Source organism: Rhizobium sp. SG570, from assembly GCF_012275345.1.
GTDB classification, from domain to species: domain Bacteria; phylum Pseudomonadota; class Alphaproteobacteria; order Rhizobiales; family Rhizobiaceae; genus Rhizobium; species Rhizobium lusitanum.
On the sequence record NZ_JAAZQI010000002.1, the window covers coordinates 391,357 to 407,543 of the forward strand.

Here is a 16,187-nt window from a genome sequence, read left to right on the forward strand (position 1 = left end):
CCCGCTGGAAACAGCGGGGCCTTTTGCATTGGGGGAGGTGCCATGGGATTGATCATTCTGACGGGCGCCTCGGGCTCGGGCAAGACGACGGTCGCGCAGGCGATAGCGAAGAATCATGCGCTTGAGGTGTCCGTCCATCATTTCGACAGCATCGGCGTCCCGGCACTTGACGTCATGATCCAAGATCATGGCTCGCCGGAGGCCTGGCAGCGTGACAAGACCATCGAATGGCTGGCACGTCTTGCCCCACATGTCCGGAAGGGTGAGGCGGCGCTGCTCGAGGGACAGATGCGGATGTCCTTCGTCATTGAAGCTGTCGCGGCAGCAAAGATCAATGAATACAAACTGTTATTGGTCGATTGCGACGATGCGGCGAGAACGCATCGGTTGACGATGGAGCGCGGCCAGCCAGAGCTGGCCAATGCGGAGATGATGAACTGGGCAACCTATCTGCGCAATGAAGCGTTGACGCAAGGCTGCGAGATTCTCGATACCAGTCGCCTTTCGGTCGAGCAGAGTGCCGCGCGGGTTTTGCAGCATCTGCACGGGTAATGCGGCCGGTCACCGTCCGGTGATGAGCGGCGCTGTTCACCGCAAGCACGTCGGTCAAGTGATTCCAACCGCCGCACCTGCCTTGCGAAAAAGCCGAAAAGGTCTACCTATCGCTAGGATTTTATCCGGAGGAGATTTCATGAAGAAGCGCATTCTGTTTACTGGCGGCAGCGGCAAGGCCGGACGCCACACCGTGCCCTGGCTGGTCGAGGCCGGTTACGAAGTCCACAACATCGATCTCGTGCCGCTGAACAGCCCCGGCGTCACCAATCTGCAGGCCGATGTCACCGATGCGGGACAAGTCTATAACGTCCTGACCATGCATCGGGATTTCCCCGATCTCGATCAGGGCAGGGGCGTGCAGCCCTTCGATGCCGTCGTGCATTTCGCAGCCGTCCCGCGCATCTTGCTGAAGCCCGACAACGAGACGTTCCGCATCAACACGATGAGCACCTATAACGTCATCGAGGCGGCGGCGAAGCTCGGCGTGAAGAAGATCATCGTTGCGTCAAGCGAAACGACCTACGGCGTCTGCTTCGCCGAAGGCCATCGCGATTTCCATCAGTTCCCGCTGGAGGAGGACTATGACGTCAATCCGATGGATTCCTATGGCCTGTCCAAGGTTCTGAATGAAAAGACGGCGCGGGCCTTCGCCGAGCGCTTCGGCATCGACATCTATGCGCTGCGCATCGGCAACGTCATCGAGCCCCACGAATATGAGCGCTTCCCGGAATATTTCGCCGACAGCGGGATCCGCAAGCGCATCGCCTGGAGCTATATCGACGCCCGCGATCTCGGCCAGATCGTTCACCTCTGCATCGAAAAAAGCGGCCTCGGCTTCCAGGTATTCAACGCCGCCAACGACACGGTTTCAGCCAACACGCCCTCGCGCGAACTCGCCGCCAGGCACTATCCGAACGTGCCTTTCACCCGTGAGATCGGCGAATATGAAGGCTTGCTTTCCAACCGCAAGATCCGCGAAGTCCTCGGTTTCAAGGAAGAGCACGACTGGCGGCGATATGTGAAGGTCTGAAGCTGCGTGACCTCCGAATAGGGCCGGGCGCTCTCGCGGTGCCCGGCAGAGGCGTCGACCAAGTACGAAGCCTCTCCATTTGTTACGCAGCATAACCAAAAATGCTTCCGCAAACACTCGACAAATATCCCCGTTTATTTAAGTAGGGTTGCGTATGCTGGGTATCTCCTGGAGATTGCAGCGGGTGGTACGGCATATTCGCCCCCTGTTTCGAACGAACATCCCTCGGCCCTGGTGCTTTGCGGATGGAATCGCGGCAGTTTGCGTCGCTACGAAAAATGGTTTGCCGGCTGGCTCTCAAGGGGTCAGCCGTTTCGGAGGTGTCATGAAGGATAGTGTTGCACGTATTTTTGTCGGTTTCGATTCCAAGGAGGTCGTGGCCTATCACGTCCTCGCCCAGAGCATCATCGAGCGGTCCTCGATCCCGGTGGTATTCTCGCCGATCGTGCTCAACAATCTGAGCGGCATTTTCACGCGCGAGCGTAATGCGCTGCAGTCGACCGAGTTTTCCTTCTCGCGCTTCCTAGTGCCCTACCTCAGCGACTATGAGGGCTGGAGCATCTTCATGGATTGCGACATGCTGGCCCGCACCGACATCGCCGAACTCTGGGCGCTGCGCGACGATCGCTATGCGGCCATGTGCGTCAAGCACGATTACCAGCCGAAGATCGAAACCAAGTTCCTCGGCCAGACGCAGACCAAGTACGCGAAGAAGAACTGGTCGAGCATGATCCTGTTCAACAATGCCAAGTGCAAGGCATTGACGAAGGACTTCGTCAACACGGCCACCGGCCTTGAGCTCCATCAATTCAAGTGGCTGGAAAGCGACGACCAGATCGGCGAGGTGCCGGTGACCTGGAATTATCTCGTCAATGAATACGACTACCGCGAGGATGCCAAGCTGGTGCATTTCACCGACGGCGGCCCGTATTTCGACGAATACCGCAACGACGATTACGCCGAGGAATGGTTTGCCATGCGTGAGCGTATGCTGCACGTACAGCAGAAGTGAGCGAGTTGAGGCAAGAGCCGACAGGGGCCGTGGATGCCGGCCTCCCGGCCGCGGGCTCCGCGGCTGGCCTGAACAGCGCCGACGAATGGCGCCCCCTGCTGGCGGCTTATTCTCATATCGTGCTGGTCGCCAACAGCGACGCGGTCGACATGGGAAGCCTGCAGGCGCAGTTTCCGCCGACAGCGCTCTTCGTCTTCTTCAATAAGGTCTACAAGGTCCTGGACCGTCCTTTCCCCGGGCACTCGCTGCTGATCTCGCGCGGCCAGCCGCGCGGTGCCAATATCGTCTATCGGGGCGAGGTGGGCGAGGTCGTCAAATTCTTCCCGAAGGAATATTTCCTCGGCATCATGAACATCCGCCTCGGCCCGGAGGAGAAGCTCAATCCGGCCGCCGACTTTCAGGGCGCGCCGACAGGCCATCTCGATCTGGTCGGTTTCTGCTCCGATTTCTATACGGAAGGCAAGACCCCGACCAGCGGCTTCGCCATGGCGCTATGGCTCAGCGATTTGAAGCTACCCGGAGCCATCGTTCTTGCCGGTTTTTCGGCGAGGCGTAGCCAGAAGTGGAGGGTGGTCTCCGCCCATGACTGGACCTTCGAGCAAACCTTCCTGCGCCTCTTTGCGCGTCTCGGGAAGATCACCATTCATGGCGGCGTTTCCCTTAATCCCTATATCAGGCTCGCTGAACGTTTTTCCGAAATACCATCGGCCGAGATTTCGCTGGCCGCCGCGGAGGTGCTGTCCGAGCGATTGGGCAACGCGGATGCGGAAGTGGACAAGCTGATTTCGCTGACCAATGTGATTCGTTCGACGGATAATTTCCTGCGCCGCCTCAGGCCAAAATTTCTGAAGCGGAAGCCGAAGGGTTCGCCTGGGGAGTAGCGGCGCAGCGAGAGGCGCCTTTTCGGCGCCTTCCGCAATGGTTCTGCGCGGCGGCGCTATTGACAGTGCTGGGCTGCATGCCGCGAAGCTGCGGGCTCGATTGGGAAAAAGCGAAAAACGCTCTTGCCAATCGTTTCGTCCCGTCTTAAAGGGAGCGCCATGTCTTCGAACTGCTCAGGCGGTCCACCGCTTGATGTAAATACTCGAAGAATGAAGGGGTATAGCTCAGTTGGTAGAGCGGCGGTCTCCAAAACCGCAGGTCGTAGGTTCGAGCCCTGCTGCCCCTGCCACTTTCCTTGATTTGATTGGCGCGGTTATTTCGCTGCTTTTCAAGTTTAGGGAGCATGCCGTTTTGACGGCAAATTTTCGAAAACACTGGATTGCCTCTTGTTAAATTGGGAATCGGTGTTTATGTAGGGTTCAACAGACACGCGGTGCGTGGGGCTGATATGTTCAGCTTTACGCGCCGTAATTGCGTGGGCAGTCAATGGCATCCAAAACGAATCCACTAGCGTTTCTGCAGCAAGTTCGCTCCGAGACGTCGAAAATCACTTGGCCATCACGCCGTGAGACGATGATCTCGACGGTGATGGTACTTGTCATGGTTGTTTTCGCCTCGTTGTTTTTCTTTGCTGCCGACCAGCTCATTGGCTGGATACTCAGCTATGTGCTGAATACCGGCAACTGATATCGGGTGGAGATGAACATGGCGGCACGTTGGTACATCGTTCACGCTTATTCTAATTTTGAAAAGAAAGTGGCTGAATCCATCGAGGAGAAAGCCAGGCAGAAGGGTCTCGGGCATCTGTTCGAACGGATCCTCGTGCCGACTGAAAAGGTCGTCGAAGTGCGTCGCGGTCGCAAGGTCGATAGCGAGCGTAAGTTTTTCCCGGGTTATGTGCTGGTTCGCGCCAACCTGACGGATGAAGCTTACCACCTGATCAAGAATACGCCGAAGGTCACTGGCTTCCTGGGCTCCGACAATAAACCAGTTCCGATTCCGGATTATGAAGCCGAGCGCATTCTCGGTCAGGTCCAGGAAGGTGTCGAGCGGCCGAAGGCTTCGGTATCCTTCGAGATCGGCGAGCAGGTCCGCGTTTCCGATGGTCCGTTCGCCTCGTTCAACGGCACGGTTCAGGATGTGGACGAAGAGCGTTCGCGCCTGAAGGTGGAGGTCTCGATCTTCGGCCGCGCTACGCCGGTCGAGCTGGAATACAGTCAGGTCGAGAAGGTTTGATCGTTTCCATCCGGAAAGATCAGTTTGATTGCTGATCTTTCCAATGAGTTTGGATATAAGTAAATGCTTACTTATATCTCGCGGCGCAGCCGCAATCCGCGTGGAAGGGTGGGGCCTTAGCCAGGTCTTTAATCCGCACCACGCAACCGCAGCCGCCGGAGCGATCCGGCATCGTGGGCCGGGAGACCGGCCATTCAGAAAGGCAGAGAGAAATGGCTAAGAAAGTTGCAGGCCAGCTCAAGCTGCAGGTTAAGGCCGGCTCGGCGAATCCGTCGCCGCCGATCGGTCCTGCGCTTGGTCAGCGTGGCATTAACATCATGGAATTCTGCAAGGCGTTCAATGCCGCCACGCAGGAAATGGAAAAGGGTATGCCGATCCCGGTCGTCATCACCTACTACCAGGACAAGTCCTTTACCTTCATCATGAAGCAGCCGCCGGTCAGCTACTTCCTGAAGAAGGAAGCAAAGATCCAGTCCGGCTCGAAGACCCCGGGCAAGGGCGCCAAGGCTGGCACTTTGACCAAGGCTCAGGTGAAGTCTATCGCCGAAGCCAAGATGAAGGATCTGAACGCCGCCGATATCGAAGGCGCAATGGCCATGATCGAGGGCTCCGCCCGCGCCATGGGCCTGGAAGTGGTGGGTTGAGACCATGGTAGCAAAGCGTATTCAAAAGACTCGTGAAGGCGTTGATCCGACCAAGCTTTATGCTCTGGATCTGGCCATCAACATGGTCAAGGAACGTGCCGTCGCCAAGTTCGACGAAACCGTCGAAATAGCGATGAATCTCGGTGTAGACCCGCGTCACGCCGACCAGATGGTTCGCGGCGTCGTCAACCTGCCGAACGGCACGGGCCGCACGGTTCGCGTTGCCGTCTTCGCTCGTGGCGTCAAGGCTGATGAAGCCAAGGCTGCAGGCGCTGACATCGTCGGCGCGGAAGACCTAGTCGAAATCGTTCAGGGCGGCAAGATCGACTTCGATCGTTGCATCGCGACCCCGGACATGATGCCGCTCGTCGGCCGTCTCGGTAAGGTTCTCGGCCCGCGCGGCATGATGCCGAACCCGAAGGTCGGTACCGTCACGATGGACGTAAAGTCTGCCGTCGAAGCTTCCAAGGGTGGCGCTGTCGAGTTCCGCGTCGAGAAGGCTGGTATTGTCCATGCCGGCATCGGCAAGGCTTCCTTCGACGCCAAGGCTCTGGAAGAAAACATCCGCGCCTTCGCCGACGCCGTCATCAAGGCAAAGCCGGCTGGCGCCAAGGGCAACTACCTGAAGCGCGTAGCGATCTCCTCGACCATGGGTCCGGGTGTCAAGATCGAGCTGTCGACGGTTACGGCGCCGAGCGCCTGATGATTATGCCGGGCATCTTGCCCGGCACTCAAGAATTCCCGGCCTTTCGGGGCCGGGATTTCCGGAGAAATCCGGAATTCCTGTCCGAGATTGCAGGTGGTTATCCCTTAATCACTTAAGCCTGCATGAGACGGGTAAGACCCGAATTTTGAAGAAGCGTTGCTTCGATGAACTCGGTTCGAGCCTTGGATGCCTTGTGCCTTGGAGCCGTCAGGCTCGAGCGCGAGGGGACAGGATCCTCAAGCGTCGCTTGGGATCTACTTGATCCCATGAGGCAAAAGGCAACCCGGCAGGTCCGTTAACCCGGTCCTGTCAACTGGAGAAAAGCAGTGGAAAGAGCGGAAAAACGCGAATTCGTCACGGAACTGAACGAAGTCTTCAAGGCTTCGGGCTCAGTTGTCGTGGCCCACTATGCTGGTGCTACAGTCGCTCAGATGAACGATTTTCGTTCGAAGATGCGCGCTGCTGGCGGCACTATCAAAGTCGCGAAGAACCGCCTGGCCAAAATTGCTCTTCAGGGCACGGACGCGGAAGGGATTTCCGATCTCTTCACCGGTCAGACGCTGATCGCATACAGCACTGATCCGATTACCGCTCCGAAGGTCGTCGTGGATTTCGCCAAGGGCAACGATAAGATCGTTGTCTTGGGCGGCGCCATGGGAACAACAACGCTCAACCCCGAAGGTGTGAAGTCGCTCGCGACCCTGCCTTCGCTGGACGAGCTGCGCGCGAAGCTGCTGGGCATGATCCAGACTCCGGCTACCCGCATCGCAGGTGTTGTTGCAGCGCCGGCAAGTCAGCTTGCTCGCGTGTTCTCGGCCTACGCCAAGAAGGACGAAGCCGCGTAAGGCGGTTTTTCGCTGTTCATAATCAACCAGTTCGAACCGAACAAAAGGAACTACAAAAATGGCTGATCTCGCAAAGATCGTAGACGACCTCTCCTCGCTGACCGTTCTCGAAGCCGCAGAACTGTCCAAGCTTCTCGAAGAAAAGTGGGGCGTTTCCGCCGCTGCTCCGGTAGCTGTTGCTGCCGCTGGTGGTGCTGCCGCTGCTGCTGTCGTTGAAGAAGAAAAGACCGAATTCGACGCCATCCTCACGGATGTTGGCGCGAACAAGATCAACGTCATCAAGGAAGTCCGCGCTATCACCGGCCTCGGCCTCAAGGAAGCTAAGGACCTCGTCGAAGCTGCTCCGAAGGCTGTCAAGGAAGGCGTTTCCAAGGCTGAAGCCGCTGACATCAAGAAGAAGCTCGAAGACGCCGGCGCAAAGGTCGACGTCAAGTAAGCTTGAAACTGCTTTGGGAGGTGGCTTTTTGCCGCCTCCCATTTGCCGTTTTTCTGAACGAATTACCCAAAAGCCGCAGGCAAACCGGCTTTTGGGTAATGGGTTCTTCAAGAGGATGGTCTCAAATCGAACCGCGACGCAATCCGTGCCGAGCGGTTTTCGATTAGTTAGACGAGATTGAACTACTCATTGATTGATGGGATCGCCTGGCCAGCGGTTCCCATCCGTTGCAGGCCCGGGTGCAGGATTTTAAAGGAGCGACGATGGCTCAGACCCTTTCGTTCAATGGGCGCAGGCGCGTACGCAAGTTTTTTGGTAAGATTCCCGAAGTCGCAGAGATGCCGAACCTCATCGAGGTTCAGAAGGCGTCCTACGATCAGTTTCTGATGGTCGAAGAGCCGAAGGGCGGCCGCCCGGACGAAGGTCTTCAGGCCGTTTTCAGGTCGGTTTTCCCGATCACCGATTTCTCCGGCGCTTCGATGCTGGAGTTCGTATCGTATGAATTCGAACCGCCGAAGTTCGACGTCGATGAGTGCCGCCAGCGCGACCTGACCTATGCCGCGCCGCTGAAGGTCACTCTCCGTCTGATCGTGTTCGATATCGATGAGGATACGGGCGCGAAGTCCATCAAGGACATCAAGGAACAGAGCGTCTACATGGGCGACATGCCGCTCATGACGAACAACGGTACCTTCATCGTCAACGGTACCGAGCGCGTGATCGTATCGCAGATGCACCGTTCGCCGGGCGTCTTCTTCGATCACGACAAGGGCAAGAGCCATTCTTCCGGCAAGCTGCTCTTTGCCGCCCGCGTCATCCCGTATCGCGGTTCCTGGCTTGACATCGAATTCGACGCCAAGGACATCGTCTACGCCCGTATCGACCGCCGCCGCAAGATTCCGGTGACGTCGCTGCTGATGGCGCTCGGCATGGATGGCGAAGAAATCCTGTCGACCTTCTATACGAAGTCGCTCTACCAGCGCTCCGGCGATGGCTGGCGCATTCCCTTCAACGCGGAAACGCTGAAGGGCGCCAAGACCGTTACCGACATGATCGACGCCGACACCGGCGAAGTCGTGGTCGAAGGCGGCAAGAAGCTGACCCCGCGTCTGCTGCGTCAGCTGCAGGACAAAGGCCTCAAGGCCCTGAAGGCGACGGACGAAGAGCTGTACGGCCTGTTCCTGGCGGAGGATATCGTCAACCTTCGGACCGGTGAGATCTATCTCGAAGCCGGCGACGAAATCGACGAGAAGACCCTGCCGGTCATCCTGAAGGCTGGTTTCGAAGAAATTCCGGTTCTCGGCATCGACCATATCAATGTCGGCGCCTACATCCGCAACACGCTGTCTGCCGACAAGAACGAGAACCGTCAGGACGCTCTGTTCGACATCTATCGCGTCATGCGCCCGGGTGAGCCGCCGACCATGGAGTCGGCCGAAGCCATGTTCAACTCGCTGTTCTTCGATGCGGAGCGTTACGATCTCTCCGCCGTCGGCCGCGTCAAGATGAACATGCGCCTCGACCTCGACGTTGCCGACACCGTTCGCGTCCTGCGCAAGGACGACATCCTGGCCGTGGTCAAGATGCTGGTCGAATTGCGCGACGGCAAGGGCGAAATCGACGACATCGACAACCTCGGCAACCGCCGCGTCCGTTCGGTCGGCGAGCTGATGGAGAACCAGTACCGTCTCGGCCTGCTGCGCATGGAGCGTGCGATCAAGGAACGTATGTCCTCGATCGAAATCGACACGGTCATGCCGCAGGATCTGATCAACGCGAAGCCGGCGGCTGCAGCCGTTCGCGAATTCTTCGGTTCCTCGCAGCTGTCGCAGTTCATGGACCAGGTGAACCCGCTTTCGGAAATCACCCACAAGCGCCGTCTTTCGGCTCTCGGCCCGGGCGGTCTGACCCGCGAGCGCGCCGGCTTCGAAGTCCGCGACGTGCACCCGACGCACTACGGTCGTATTTGCCCGATCGAAACGCCGGAAGGTCCGAACATCGGCCTCATCAATTCGCTGGCGACCTTCGCCCGCGTCAACAAGTACGGCTTCATCGAAAGCCCTTATCGCCGCATCATCGACGGTAAGGTGACCAACGACGTGCTCTACCTCTCCGCCATGGAAGAGGCGAAGTACTACGTTGCCCAGGCCAACGCAGAGCTCGACGCTGAAGGTTCCTTCATCGAAGAATTCGTCGTTTGCCGTCATGCCGGCGAAGTCATGCTCGCTCCGCGCGACAACATCAACCTGATGGACGTCTCGCCGAAGCAGCTGGTTTCGGTCGCAGCCGCGCTGATCCCGTTCCTGGAAAACGACGACGCCAACCGTGCTCTCATGGGCTCGAACATGCAGCGTCAGGCCGTGCCGCTCTTGCGCGCCGAAGCTCCGTTCGTTGGCACCGGCATGGAGCCGGTCGTCGCGCGTGACTCGGGTGCTGCTATCGGCGCTCGCCGCGGCGGTGTGGTCGACCAGGTCGACGCGACGCGTATCGTTATCCGCGCCACGGAAGATCTCGATCCGTCGAAGTCCGGCGTCGATATCTATCGCCTGATGAAGTTCCAGCGTTCGAACCAGAACACCTGCGTCAACCAGCGCCCGCTGGTCACCGTCGGCGACGTGGTCAACAAGGGCGACATCCTGGCGGACGGTCCCTCGACCGACCTCGGCGATCTGGCGCTCGGCCGGAACGTGCTCGTCGCGTTCATGCCGTGGAACGGCTACAACTACGAAGACTCGATCCTGCTCTCCGAGCGTATCGTTGCCGATGACGTGTTCACCTCCATCCACATCGAGGAATTCGAAGTGATGGCGCGCGACACCAAGCTCGGTCCGGAAGAAATCACCCGCGACATTCCGAACGTTTCGGAAGAAGCGCTGAAGAACCTGGACGAAGCCGGCATCGTTTACATCGGCGCCGAAGTCCAGCCGGGCGATATCCTCGTCGGCAAGATCACGCCGAAGGGCGAAAGCCCGATGACGCCGGAAGAAAAGCTTCTGCGCGCCATCTTCGGTGAAAAGGCATCCGACGTTCGCGACACTTCCATGCGCATGCCGCCCGGCACCTACGGTACGGTCGTCGAAGTTCGCGTCTTCAACCGCCACGGCGTTGAGAAGGACGAACGCGCCATGGCGATCGAGCGCGAAGAGATCGAGCGTCTCGCGAAGGACCGCGACGACGAGCAGGCGATCCTTGACCGCAACGTCTACGGCCGCCTGGTCGAAATGCTGCGTGGTCAGGTTGCTCTTGCCGGTCCGAAGGGCTTCAAGAAGGGCACGGAACTGTCGAACGCCGTCGTTTCGGAGTATCCGCGTTCGCAGTGGTGGATGTTCGCCGTCGAGGACGAGAAGGTCCAGGGCGAACTCGAAGCCCTGCGTGGCCAGTACGACGAATCCAAGTCGCGCCTCGAACAGCGCTTCATGGACAAGGTCGAGAAGGTCCAGCGCGGCGATGAAATGCCTCCGGGCGTCATGAAGATGGTCAAGGTCTTCGTCGCTGTGAAGCGCAAGATCCAGCCGGGCGACAAGATGGCCGGCCGTCACGGCAACAAGGGCGTCGTATCGCGTATCGTGCCGGTCGAAGACATGCCGTTCCTCGAAGACGGCACGCATGTCGACATCGTGCTGAACCCGCTCGGCGTTCCCTCGCGCATGAACGTTGGTCAGATCCTCGAGACGCACCTCGGCTGGGCTTGCGCCGGCATGGGTCGTCAGATCGGCGAGCTGATCGAAGCTTACAAGGCGAGCGGCAACATCGAACCTCTGCGCAAGACGATCGACATGGTCGTCGGCGACGGTCCGAAGAGCGACGACGTTCACGAGTATGACGATGCATCGGTTCTGCGTCTGGCCGACCAGTGGAAGCGTGGCGTATCCATCGCGACCCCGGTCTTCGACGGCGCCGGTGAAGCCGATGTCAACGAGATGCTGGTCATGGCAGGTCTCAAGCAGACCGGTCAGTCGACGCTGTACGACGGTCGTACCGGCGAGCAGTTCGACCGTCAGGTCACGGTTGGCTACATCTACATGCTGAAGCTGAACCACCTTGTCGACGACAAGATCCACGCCCGTTCGATCGGTCCTTACTCGCTCGTCACCCAGCAGCCGCTGGGCGGTAAGGCGCAGTTCGGCGGTCAGCGCTTCGGCGAAATGGAAGTCTGGGCGCTCGAAGCTTACGGTGCAGCCTACACGCTGCAGGAAATGCTCACGGTCAAGTCGGACGACGTGGCCGGCCGCACCAAGGTCTACGAAGCCATTGTCCGTGGCGACGATACCTTCGAGGCGGGCATTCCGGAAAGCTTCAACGTTCTCGTCAAGGAAATGCGTTCGCTGGGTCTCAGCGTCGAGTTGGAAAATTCCAAGATCGACGATCTGCAGACGGCGAACCAGCTTCCGGATGCGGCCGAGTAACAGTCGATAGGGTGCGCGCTGTCCATCAGCGCGCACCGTTCCAGCCGGCGCCCTATTTCGGGTAGCGCCAGGCGGGGACGGTTTCGCCGCATTTTGCGGTTATTGTCGTTTTAACGCGTCAGTCCGGTTCCCGGGAATTTGCCGGCACTGATTGCAGTTCGAGGGCGCTTCGCCCCAAAAGGAGACAGGCATGAACCAAGAGGTCATGAATCTTTTCAATCCGCAGGTGCCTGCACAGAATTTCGATTCCATCCGGATCTCGATCGCATCGCCGGAGAAGATTCTTTCCTGGTCTTATGGCGAGATCAAGAAGCCGGAAACGATCAACTATCGTACGTTCAAGCCGGAACGCGATGGTCTTTTCTGCGCACGAATCTTCGGGCCGATCAAGGATTACGAGTGCCTGTGCGGCAAGTACAAGCGCATGAAGTACAAGGGCATCATCTGCGAAAAGTGCGGCGTCGAAGTCACGCTGTCGCGCGTTCGCCGTGAGCGCATGGGTCATATCGAGCTCGCCGCTCCCGTTGCCCATATCTGGTTCCTGAAGTCGCTGCCGAGCCGCATTTCCACGCTGCTCGACATGACGCTGAAGGATGTCGAGCGCGTCCTCTACTTCGAAAACTACATCGTCACCGAGCCGGGCCTCACCGCCCTGAAGGAGCATCAGCTTCTCTCGGAAGAAGAGTACATGCTCGCCATCGACGAATATGGCGAAGACCAGTTCACCGCCATGATCGGTGCTGAAGCGATCTACGAGATGCTGGCCAGCATGAATCTCGAAAAGATTGCGGGCGATCTGCGCGCCGAGCTTGCCGACACCACGTCGGATCTCAAGCAGAAGAAACTGATGAAGCGCCTGAAGATCGTCGAGAACTTCATGGAGTCAGGCAATCGTCCGGAATGGATGATCATGAAGGTCGTTCCGGTCATCCCGCCGGACCTGCGCCCGCTGGTTCCGCTGGATGGCGGCCGTTTCGCGACCTCGGATCTGAACGATCTGTATCGCCGCGTCATCAACCGTAACAACCGTCTGAAGCGCCTCATCGAACTGCGCGCTCCGGGCATCATCATCCGCAACGAAAAGCGCATGCTGCAGGAATCTGTCGATGCGCTGTTCGACAACGGCCGTCGCGGCCGCGTCATCACCGGCGCCAACAAGCGTCCGCTGAAGTCGCTGTCCGACATGCTCAAGGGCAAGCAGGGCCGCTTCCGTCAGAACCTGCTCGGCAAGCGCGTCGACTATTCCGGCCGTTCGGTCATCGTGACCGGTCCGGAATTGAAGCTGCACCAGTGCGGCCTGCCGAAGAAGATGGCGCTCGAGCTGTTCAAGCCGTTCATCTACGCCCGCCTCGACGCGAAGGGTTATTCCTCGACCGTCAAGCAGGCCAAGAAGCTGGTCGAAAAGGAAAAGCCGGAAGTTTGGGATATCCTCGACGAGGTCATCCGCGAGCATCCGGTTCTCTTGAACCGTGCGCCGACGCTGCACCGCCTGGGCATCCAGGCCTTCGAACCCATGCTGGTCGAAGGCAAGGCTATCCAGCTGCACCCGCTCGTCTGCACGGCCTTCAACGCCGACTTCGACGGCGACCAGATGGCCGTTCACGTGCCGCTGTCGCTGGAAGCCCAGCTTGAAGCCCGCGTGCTGATGATGTCGACCAACAACATCCTGCATCCGGCAAACGGCGCGCCGATCATAGTTCCCTCGCAGGACATGGTTCTCGGCCTGTACTACCTGTCGATCCTGAACCAGAACGAGCCGGGCGAAGGCATGGCCTTCTCCGACCTCGGCGAGCTGCACCATGCTCTCGAAAACAAGGTTGTAACGCTGCATTCGAAGATCCGCGGCCGCTTCAAGTCGGTCGACGAAGAGGGTAAGCCCTATTCGAAGATCTACGAAACGACGCCCGGCCGCCTGCTGATCGGCGAGTTGCTGCCGAAGCATGGCAAGGTGACCTTCGACATCTGCAACCAGGAAATGACCAAGAAGAACATCTCCAAGATGATCGACACGGTCTACCGCCACTGCGGCCAGAAGGACACGGTCATTTTCTGCGACCGCATCATGCAGCTCGGTTTCTCCCATGCCTGCCGCGCCGGCATTTCGTTCGGCAAGGACGACATGGTCATTCCGGATACCAAGGTTAAGATCGTCGGTGACACCGAAGCCCTGGTGAAGGAATACGAGCAGCAGTACAATGACGGCCTGATCACCCAGGGCGAAAAGTACAACAAGGTTGTCGACGCCTGGGGCAAGGCCACGGAAAAGGTCGCCGAAGAAATGATGGCCCGCATTAAGGCCGTCGAATTCGATCCGGCGACCGGTCGTCAGAAGCCGATGAACTCGATCTACATGATGAGCCACTCGGGCGCCCGCGGTTCTCCGAACCAGATGCGTCAGTTGGGCGGCATGCGCGGCCTCATGGCCAAGCCGTCGGGCGAAATCATCGAGACGCCGATCATCTCGAACTTCAAGGAAGGCCTGACCGTGAACGAGTACTTCAACTCGACGCACGGTGCCCGTAAGGGTCTTGCTGACACCGCCTTGAAGACCGCGAACTCGGGTTACCTGACCCGCCGTCTCGTCGACGTCGCTCAGGATTGCATTGTCACCCACGTCGATTGCGGTACCGACAAGGGCCTCACCATGACCGCCATCGTCGATGCCGGTCAGGTCGTCGCTTCGATCGGCGCCCGCATCCTCGGCCGTACGGCGCTGGACGATATCGATCATCCGGTCACGGGTGAGCGCATCGTCGATGCCGGCAGGATGATCCTTGAGCCGGATGTCATCGAGATCGAGAAGGCTGGTATCCAGTCGATCCGCATCCGTTCGGCACTGACCTGCGAAATCCAGACGGGCGTCTGCTCGGTCTGCTACGGCCGCGACCTGGCTCGCGGCACGCCTGTCAATCTCGGTGAAGCTGTCGGCGTCATCGCCGCGCAGTCGATCGGTGAACCGGGCACGCAGCTGACCATGCGTACGTTCCACTTGGGCGGCACGGCCACCGTGGTCGACCAGTCGTTCCTGGAAGCCTCCTACGAGGGCACGGTTCAGATCAAGAACCGCAACATGCTGCGCAACTCCGATGGCAACCTGGTTGCCATGGGCCGCAACATGACGGTCCAGATCCTGGACGAGCGCGGTGTCGAGCGTTCCTCGCAGCGCGTCGCCTACGGCTCGAAGCTCCATGTCGACGATGGCGACAAGGTGAAGCGCGGCCAGCGTCTGGCGGAGTGGGATCCCTATACCCGCCCGATGATGACGGAAGTGGCCGGTACGGTTCACTTCGAAGACGTCATCGACGGTCTTTCGGTTCTCGAAGCAACCGACGAGTCCACAGGCATCACCAAGCGTCAGGTCTTCGACTGGCGTTCGACGCCGCGTGGCTCGGATCTGAAGCCGGCGATCGTCATCAAGGACGCCAGCGGCAATGTTGCCAAGCTGTCGCGCGGCGGTGACGCCCGCTTCCTGCTCTCGGTCGACGCGATCCTGTCGGTCGAGCCGGGCCAGAAGGTGTCGCAGGGTGACGTTCTCGCCCGTTCGCCGCTGGAAAGCGCCAAGACCAAGGACATCACGGGCGGTCTGCCGCGTGTTGCCGAACTGTTCGAGGCTCGTCGTCCGAAGGACCATGCCATCATCGCGGAGATCGATGGTACGATCCGTCTCGGCCGCGATTACAAGAACAAGCGCCGCGTCATCATCGAGCCGGCGGAAGACGGTGTCGAGCCGGTCGAGTACCTGATCCCGAAGGGCAAGCCCTTCCATCTTCAGGATGGCGACTATATCGAAAAGGGTGACTACATCCTCGACGGTAACCCGGCTCCGCACGACATCCTGGCGATCAAGGGCGTGGAGGCTTTGGCTTCCTATCTCGTCAACGAAATCCAGGAAGTCTACCGCTTGCAGGGCGTTGTCATCAACGACAAGCACATCGAAGTGATTGTCCGTCAGATGCTGCAGAAGGTGGAAATCACCGATGCGGGCGACAGCCAGTATATCGTCGGCGACAACGTCGATCGTATCGAGCTGGAGGACGCCAACGACCGCCTGATCGAGGTAGGCAAGAAGCCCGCTTACGGCGATCCGGTTCTGCTCGGCATCACCAAGGCGTCGCTGCAAACGCCGTCCTTCATCTCTGCCGCTTCCTTCCAGGAAACGACGAAGGTACTGACGGAAGCTGCGATCGCCGGCAAGACCGACGGCCTGCAGGGTCTGAAGGAAAACGTCATCGTCGGCCGTCTCATCCCGGCCGGTACCGGCGGCACCATGACCCAGATCCGCCGCATCGCCACGGCTCGTGACGAGCTCATTCTGGAAGAGCGTCGCAAGGGCACGGACGCTGGCGTCGCCACGCCCATGCTTCAGGACATGGCTGGCGAGAAGGCTCCTGCGGCCGAATAAGGGCTGCAAGCCTGCTGGAAATCAAAAGCCGCC

12 protein-coding genes and 1 tRNA gene are annotated in these 16,187 nt (G+C 59.1%); all 13 read left to right on the forward strand.

Going from position 1 to position 16,187, the window contains the following annotated elements; translation table 11 throughout:
* Positions 1-42: 42 nt before the first annotated feature.
* The 13 genes from FHT28_RS05650 (at position 43) to rpoC (ending at position 16,154) form a co-directional block, all read left to right on the forward strand.
* A complete protein-coding gene (locus FHT28_RS05650) occupies positions 43-552 on the forward strand; it encodes an AAA family ATPase (RefSeq protein ID WP_168595766.1) in 510 nt (169 codons plus the stop codon).
* Between the two features lie 139 nt (positions 553-691).
* Positions 692-1,585, forward strand: a complete 894-nt coding sequence (locus FHT28_RS05655) for an NAD(P)-dependent oxidoreductase (RefSeq protein WP_047562189.1) — start codon at positions 692-694, stop codon at positions 1,583-1,585.
* Positions 1,586-1,910: 325 nt separating this feature from the next.
* Entirely contained in the window at positions 1,911-2,597 is a 687-nt protein-coding gene (locus FHT28_RS05660) for a glycosyl transferase (RefSeq protein ID WP_037201288.1), read from the forward strand.
* Positions 2,598-2,626: 29 nt separating this feature from the next.
* Positions 2,627-3,478 (forward strand): hypothetical protein, encoded by an 852-nt coding sequence (locus FHT28_RS05665; protein ID WP_047562192.1) that lies wholly within the window; start codon positions 2,627-2,629, stop codon positions 3,476-3,478.
* Positions 3,479-3,692: 214 nt separating this feature from the next.
* Positions 3,693-3,768 (forward strand) — tRNA-Trp (locus tag FHT28_RS05670).
* A gap of 197 nt (positions 3,769-3,965) precedes the next feature.
* Entirely contained in the window at positions 3,966-4,166 is a 201-nt protein-coding gene (gene secE / locus FHT28_RS05675) for a preprotein translocase subunit SecE (protein ID WP_034513461.1), read from the forward strand.
* 18 nt (positions 4,167-4,184) lie between these two features.
* Complete coding sequence (nusG, locus tag FHT28_RS05680) at positions 4,185-4,715, forward strand: transcription termination/antitermination protein NusG (RefSeq protein ID WP_034513460.1); 531 nt, start codon at positions 4,185-4,187, stop codon at positions 4,713-4,715.
* Between the two features lie 212 nt (positions 4,716-4,927).
* Positions 4,928-5,359 (forward strand): 50S ribosomal protein L11, encoded by a 432-nt coding sequence (rplK, locus tag FHT28_RS05685; RefSeq protein WP_037201287.1) that lies wholly within the window; start codon positions 4,928-4,930, stop codon positions 5,357-5,359.
* Positions 5,360-5,363: 4 nt separating this feature from the next.
* On the forward strand, positions 5,364-6,062 hold the full coding sequence (rplA, locus tag FHT28_RS05690) for a 50S ribosomal protein L1 (protein ID WP_037201285.1): 699 nt from the start codon (positions 5,364-5,366) through the stop codon (positions 6,060-6,062).
* Between the two features lie 329 nt (positions 6,063-6,391).
* Positions 6,392-6,910 (forward strand): 50S ribosomal protein L10, encoded by a 519-nt coding sequence (gene rplJ / locus FHT28_RS05695; RefSeq protein WP_034513455.1) that lies wholly within the window; start codon positions 6,392-6,394, stop codon positions 6,908-6,910.
* Between the two features lie 58 nt (positions 6,911-6,968).
* A complete protein-coding gene (gene rplL, locus FHT28_RS05700; protein WP_034486692.1) occupies positions 6,969-7,346 on the forward strand; it encodes a 50S ribosomal protein L7/L12 in 378 nt (125 codons plus the stop codon).
* A gap of 263 nt (positions 7,347-7,609) precedes the next feature.
* Entirely contained in the window at positions 7,610-11,752 is a 4,143-nt protein-coding gene (rpoB, locus tag FHT28_RS05705) for a DNA-directed RNA polymerase subunit beta (protein ID WP_037201284.1), read from the forward strand.
* A gap of 190 nt (positions 11,753-11,942) precedes the next feature.
* Positions 11,943-16,154: a DNA-directed RNA polymerase subunit beta' gene (rpoC, locus tag FHT28_RS05710; RefSeq protein WP_037201282.1), complete on the forward strand. Its 4,212-nt coding sequence runs from the start codon at positions 11,943-11,945 to the stop codon at positions 16,152-16,154.
* The last annotated feature ends 33 nt before the right edge of the window (positions 16,155-16,187 follow it).

Excerpts from the sequence above, each read along its gene's own strand:
- FHT28_RS05650 (WP_168595766.1), top strand. The coding sequence starts at position 43 with ATGGGATTGATCATTCTGACGGGCGCCTCGGGCTCGGGCAAGACGACG.
- FHT28_RS05655 (WP_047562189.1), top strand. The coding sequence starts at position 692 with ATGAAGAAGCGCATTCTGTTTACTGGCGGCAGCGGCAAGGCCGGACGC.
- FHT28_RS05660 (WP_037201288.1), top strand. The coding sequence starts at position 1,911 with ATGAAGGATAGTGTTGCACGTATTTTTGTCGGTTTCGATTCCAAGGAG.
- secE (WP_034513461.1), top strand. The coding sequence starts at position 3,966 with ATGGCATCCAAAACGAATCCACTAGCGTTTCTGCAGCAAGTTCGCTCC.
- nusG (WP_034513460.1), top strand. The coding sequence starts at position 4,185 with ATGGCGGCACGTTGGTACATCGTTCACGCTTATTCTAATTTTGAAAAG.
- rplK (WP_037201287.1), top strand. The coding sequence starts at position 4,928 with ATGGCTAAGAAAGTTGCAGGCCAGCTCAAGCTGCAGGTTAAGGCCGGC.
- rplA (WP_037201285.1), top strand. The coding sequence starts at position 5,364 with ATGGTAGCAAAGCGTATTCAAAAGACTCGTGAAGGCGTTGATCCGACC.
- rplL (WP_034486692.1), top strand. The coding sequence starts at position 6,969 with ATGGCTGATCTCGCAAAGATCGTAGACGACCTCTCCTCGCTGACCGTT.
- rpoB (WP_037201284.1), top strand. The coding sequence starts at position 7,610 with ATGGCTCAGACCCTTTCGTTCAATGGGCGCAGGCGCGTACGCAAGTTT.
- rpoC (WP_037201282.1), top strand. The coding sequence starts at position 11,943 with ATGAACCAAGAGGTCATGAATCTTTTCAATCCGCAGGTGCCTGCACAG.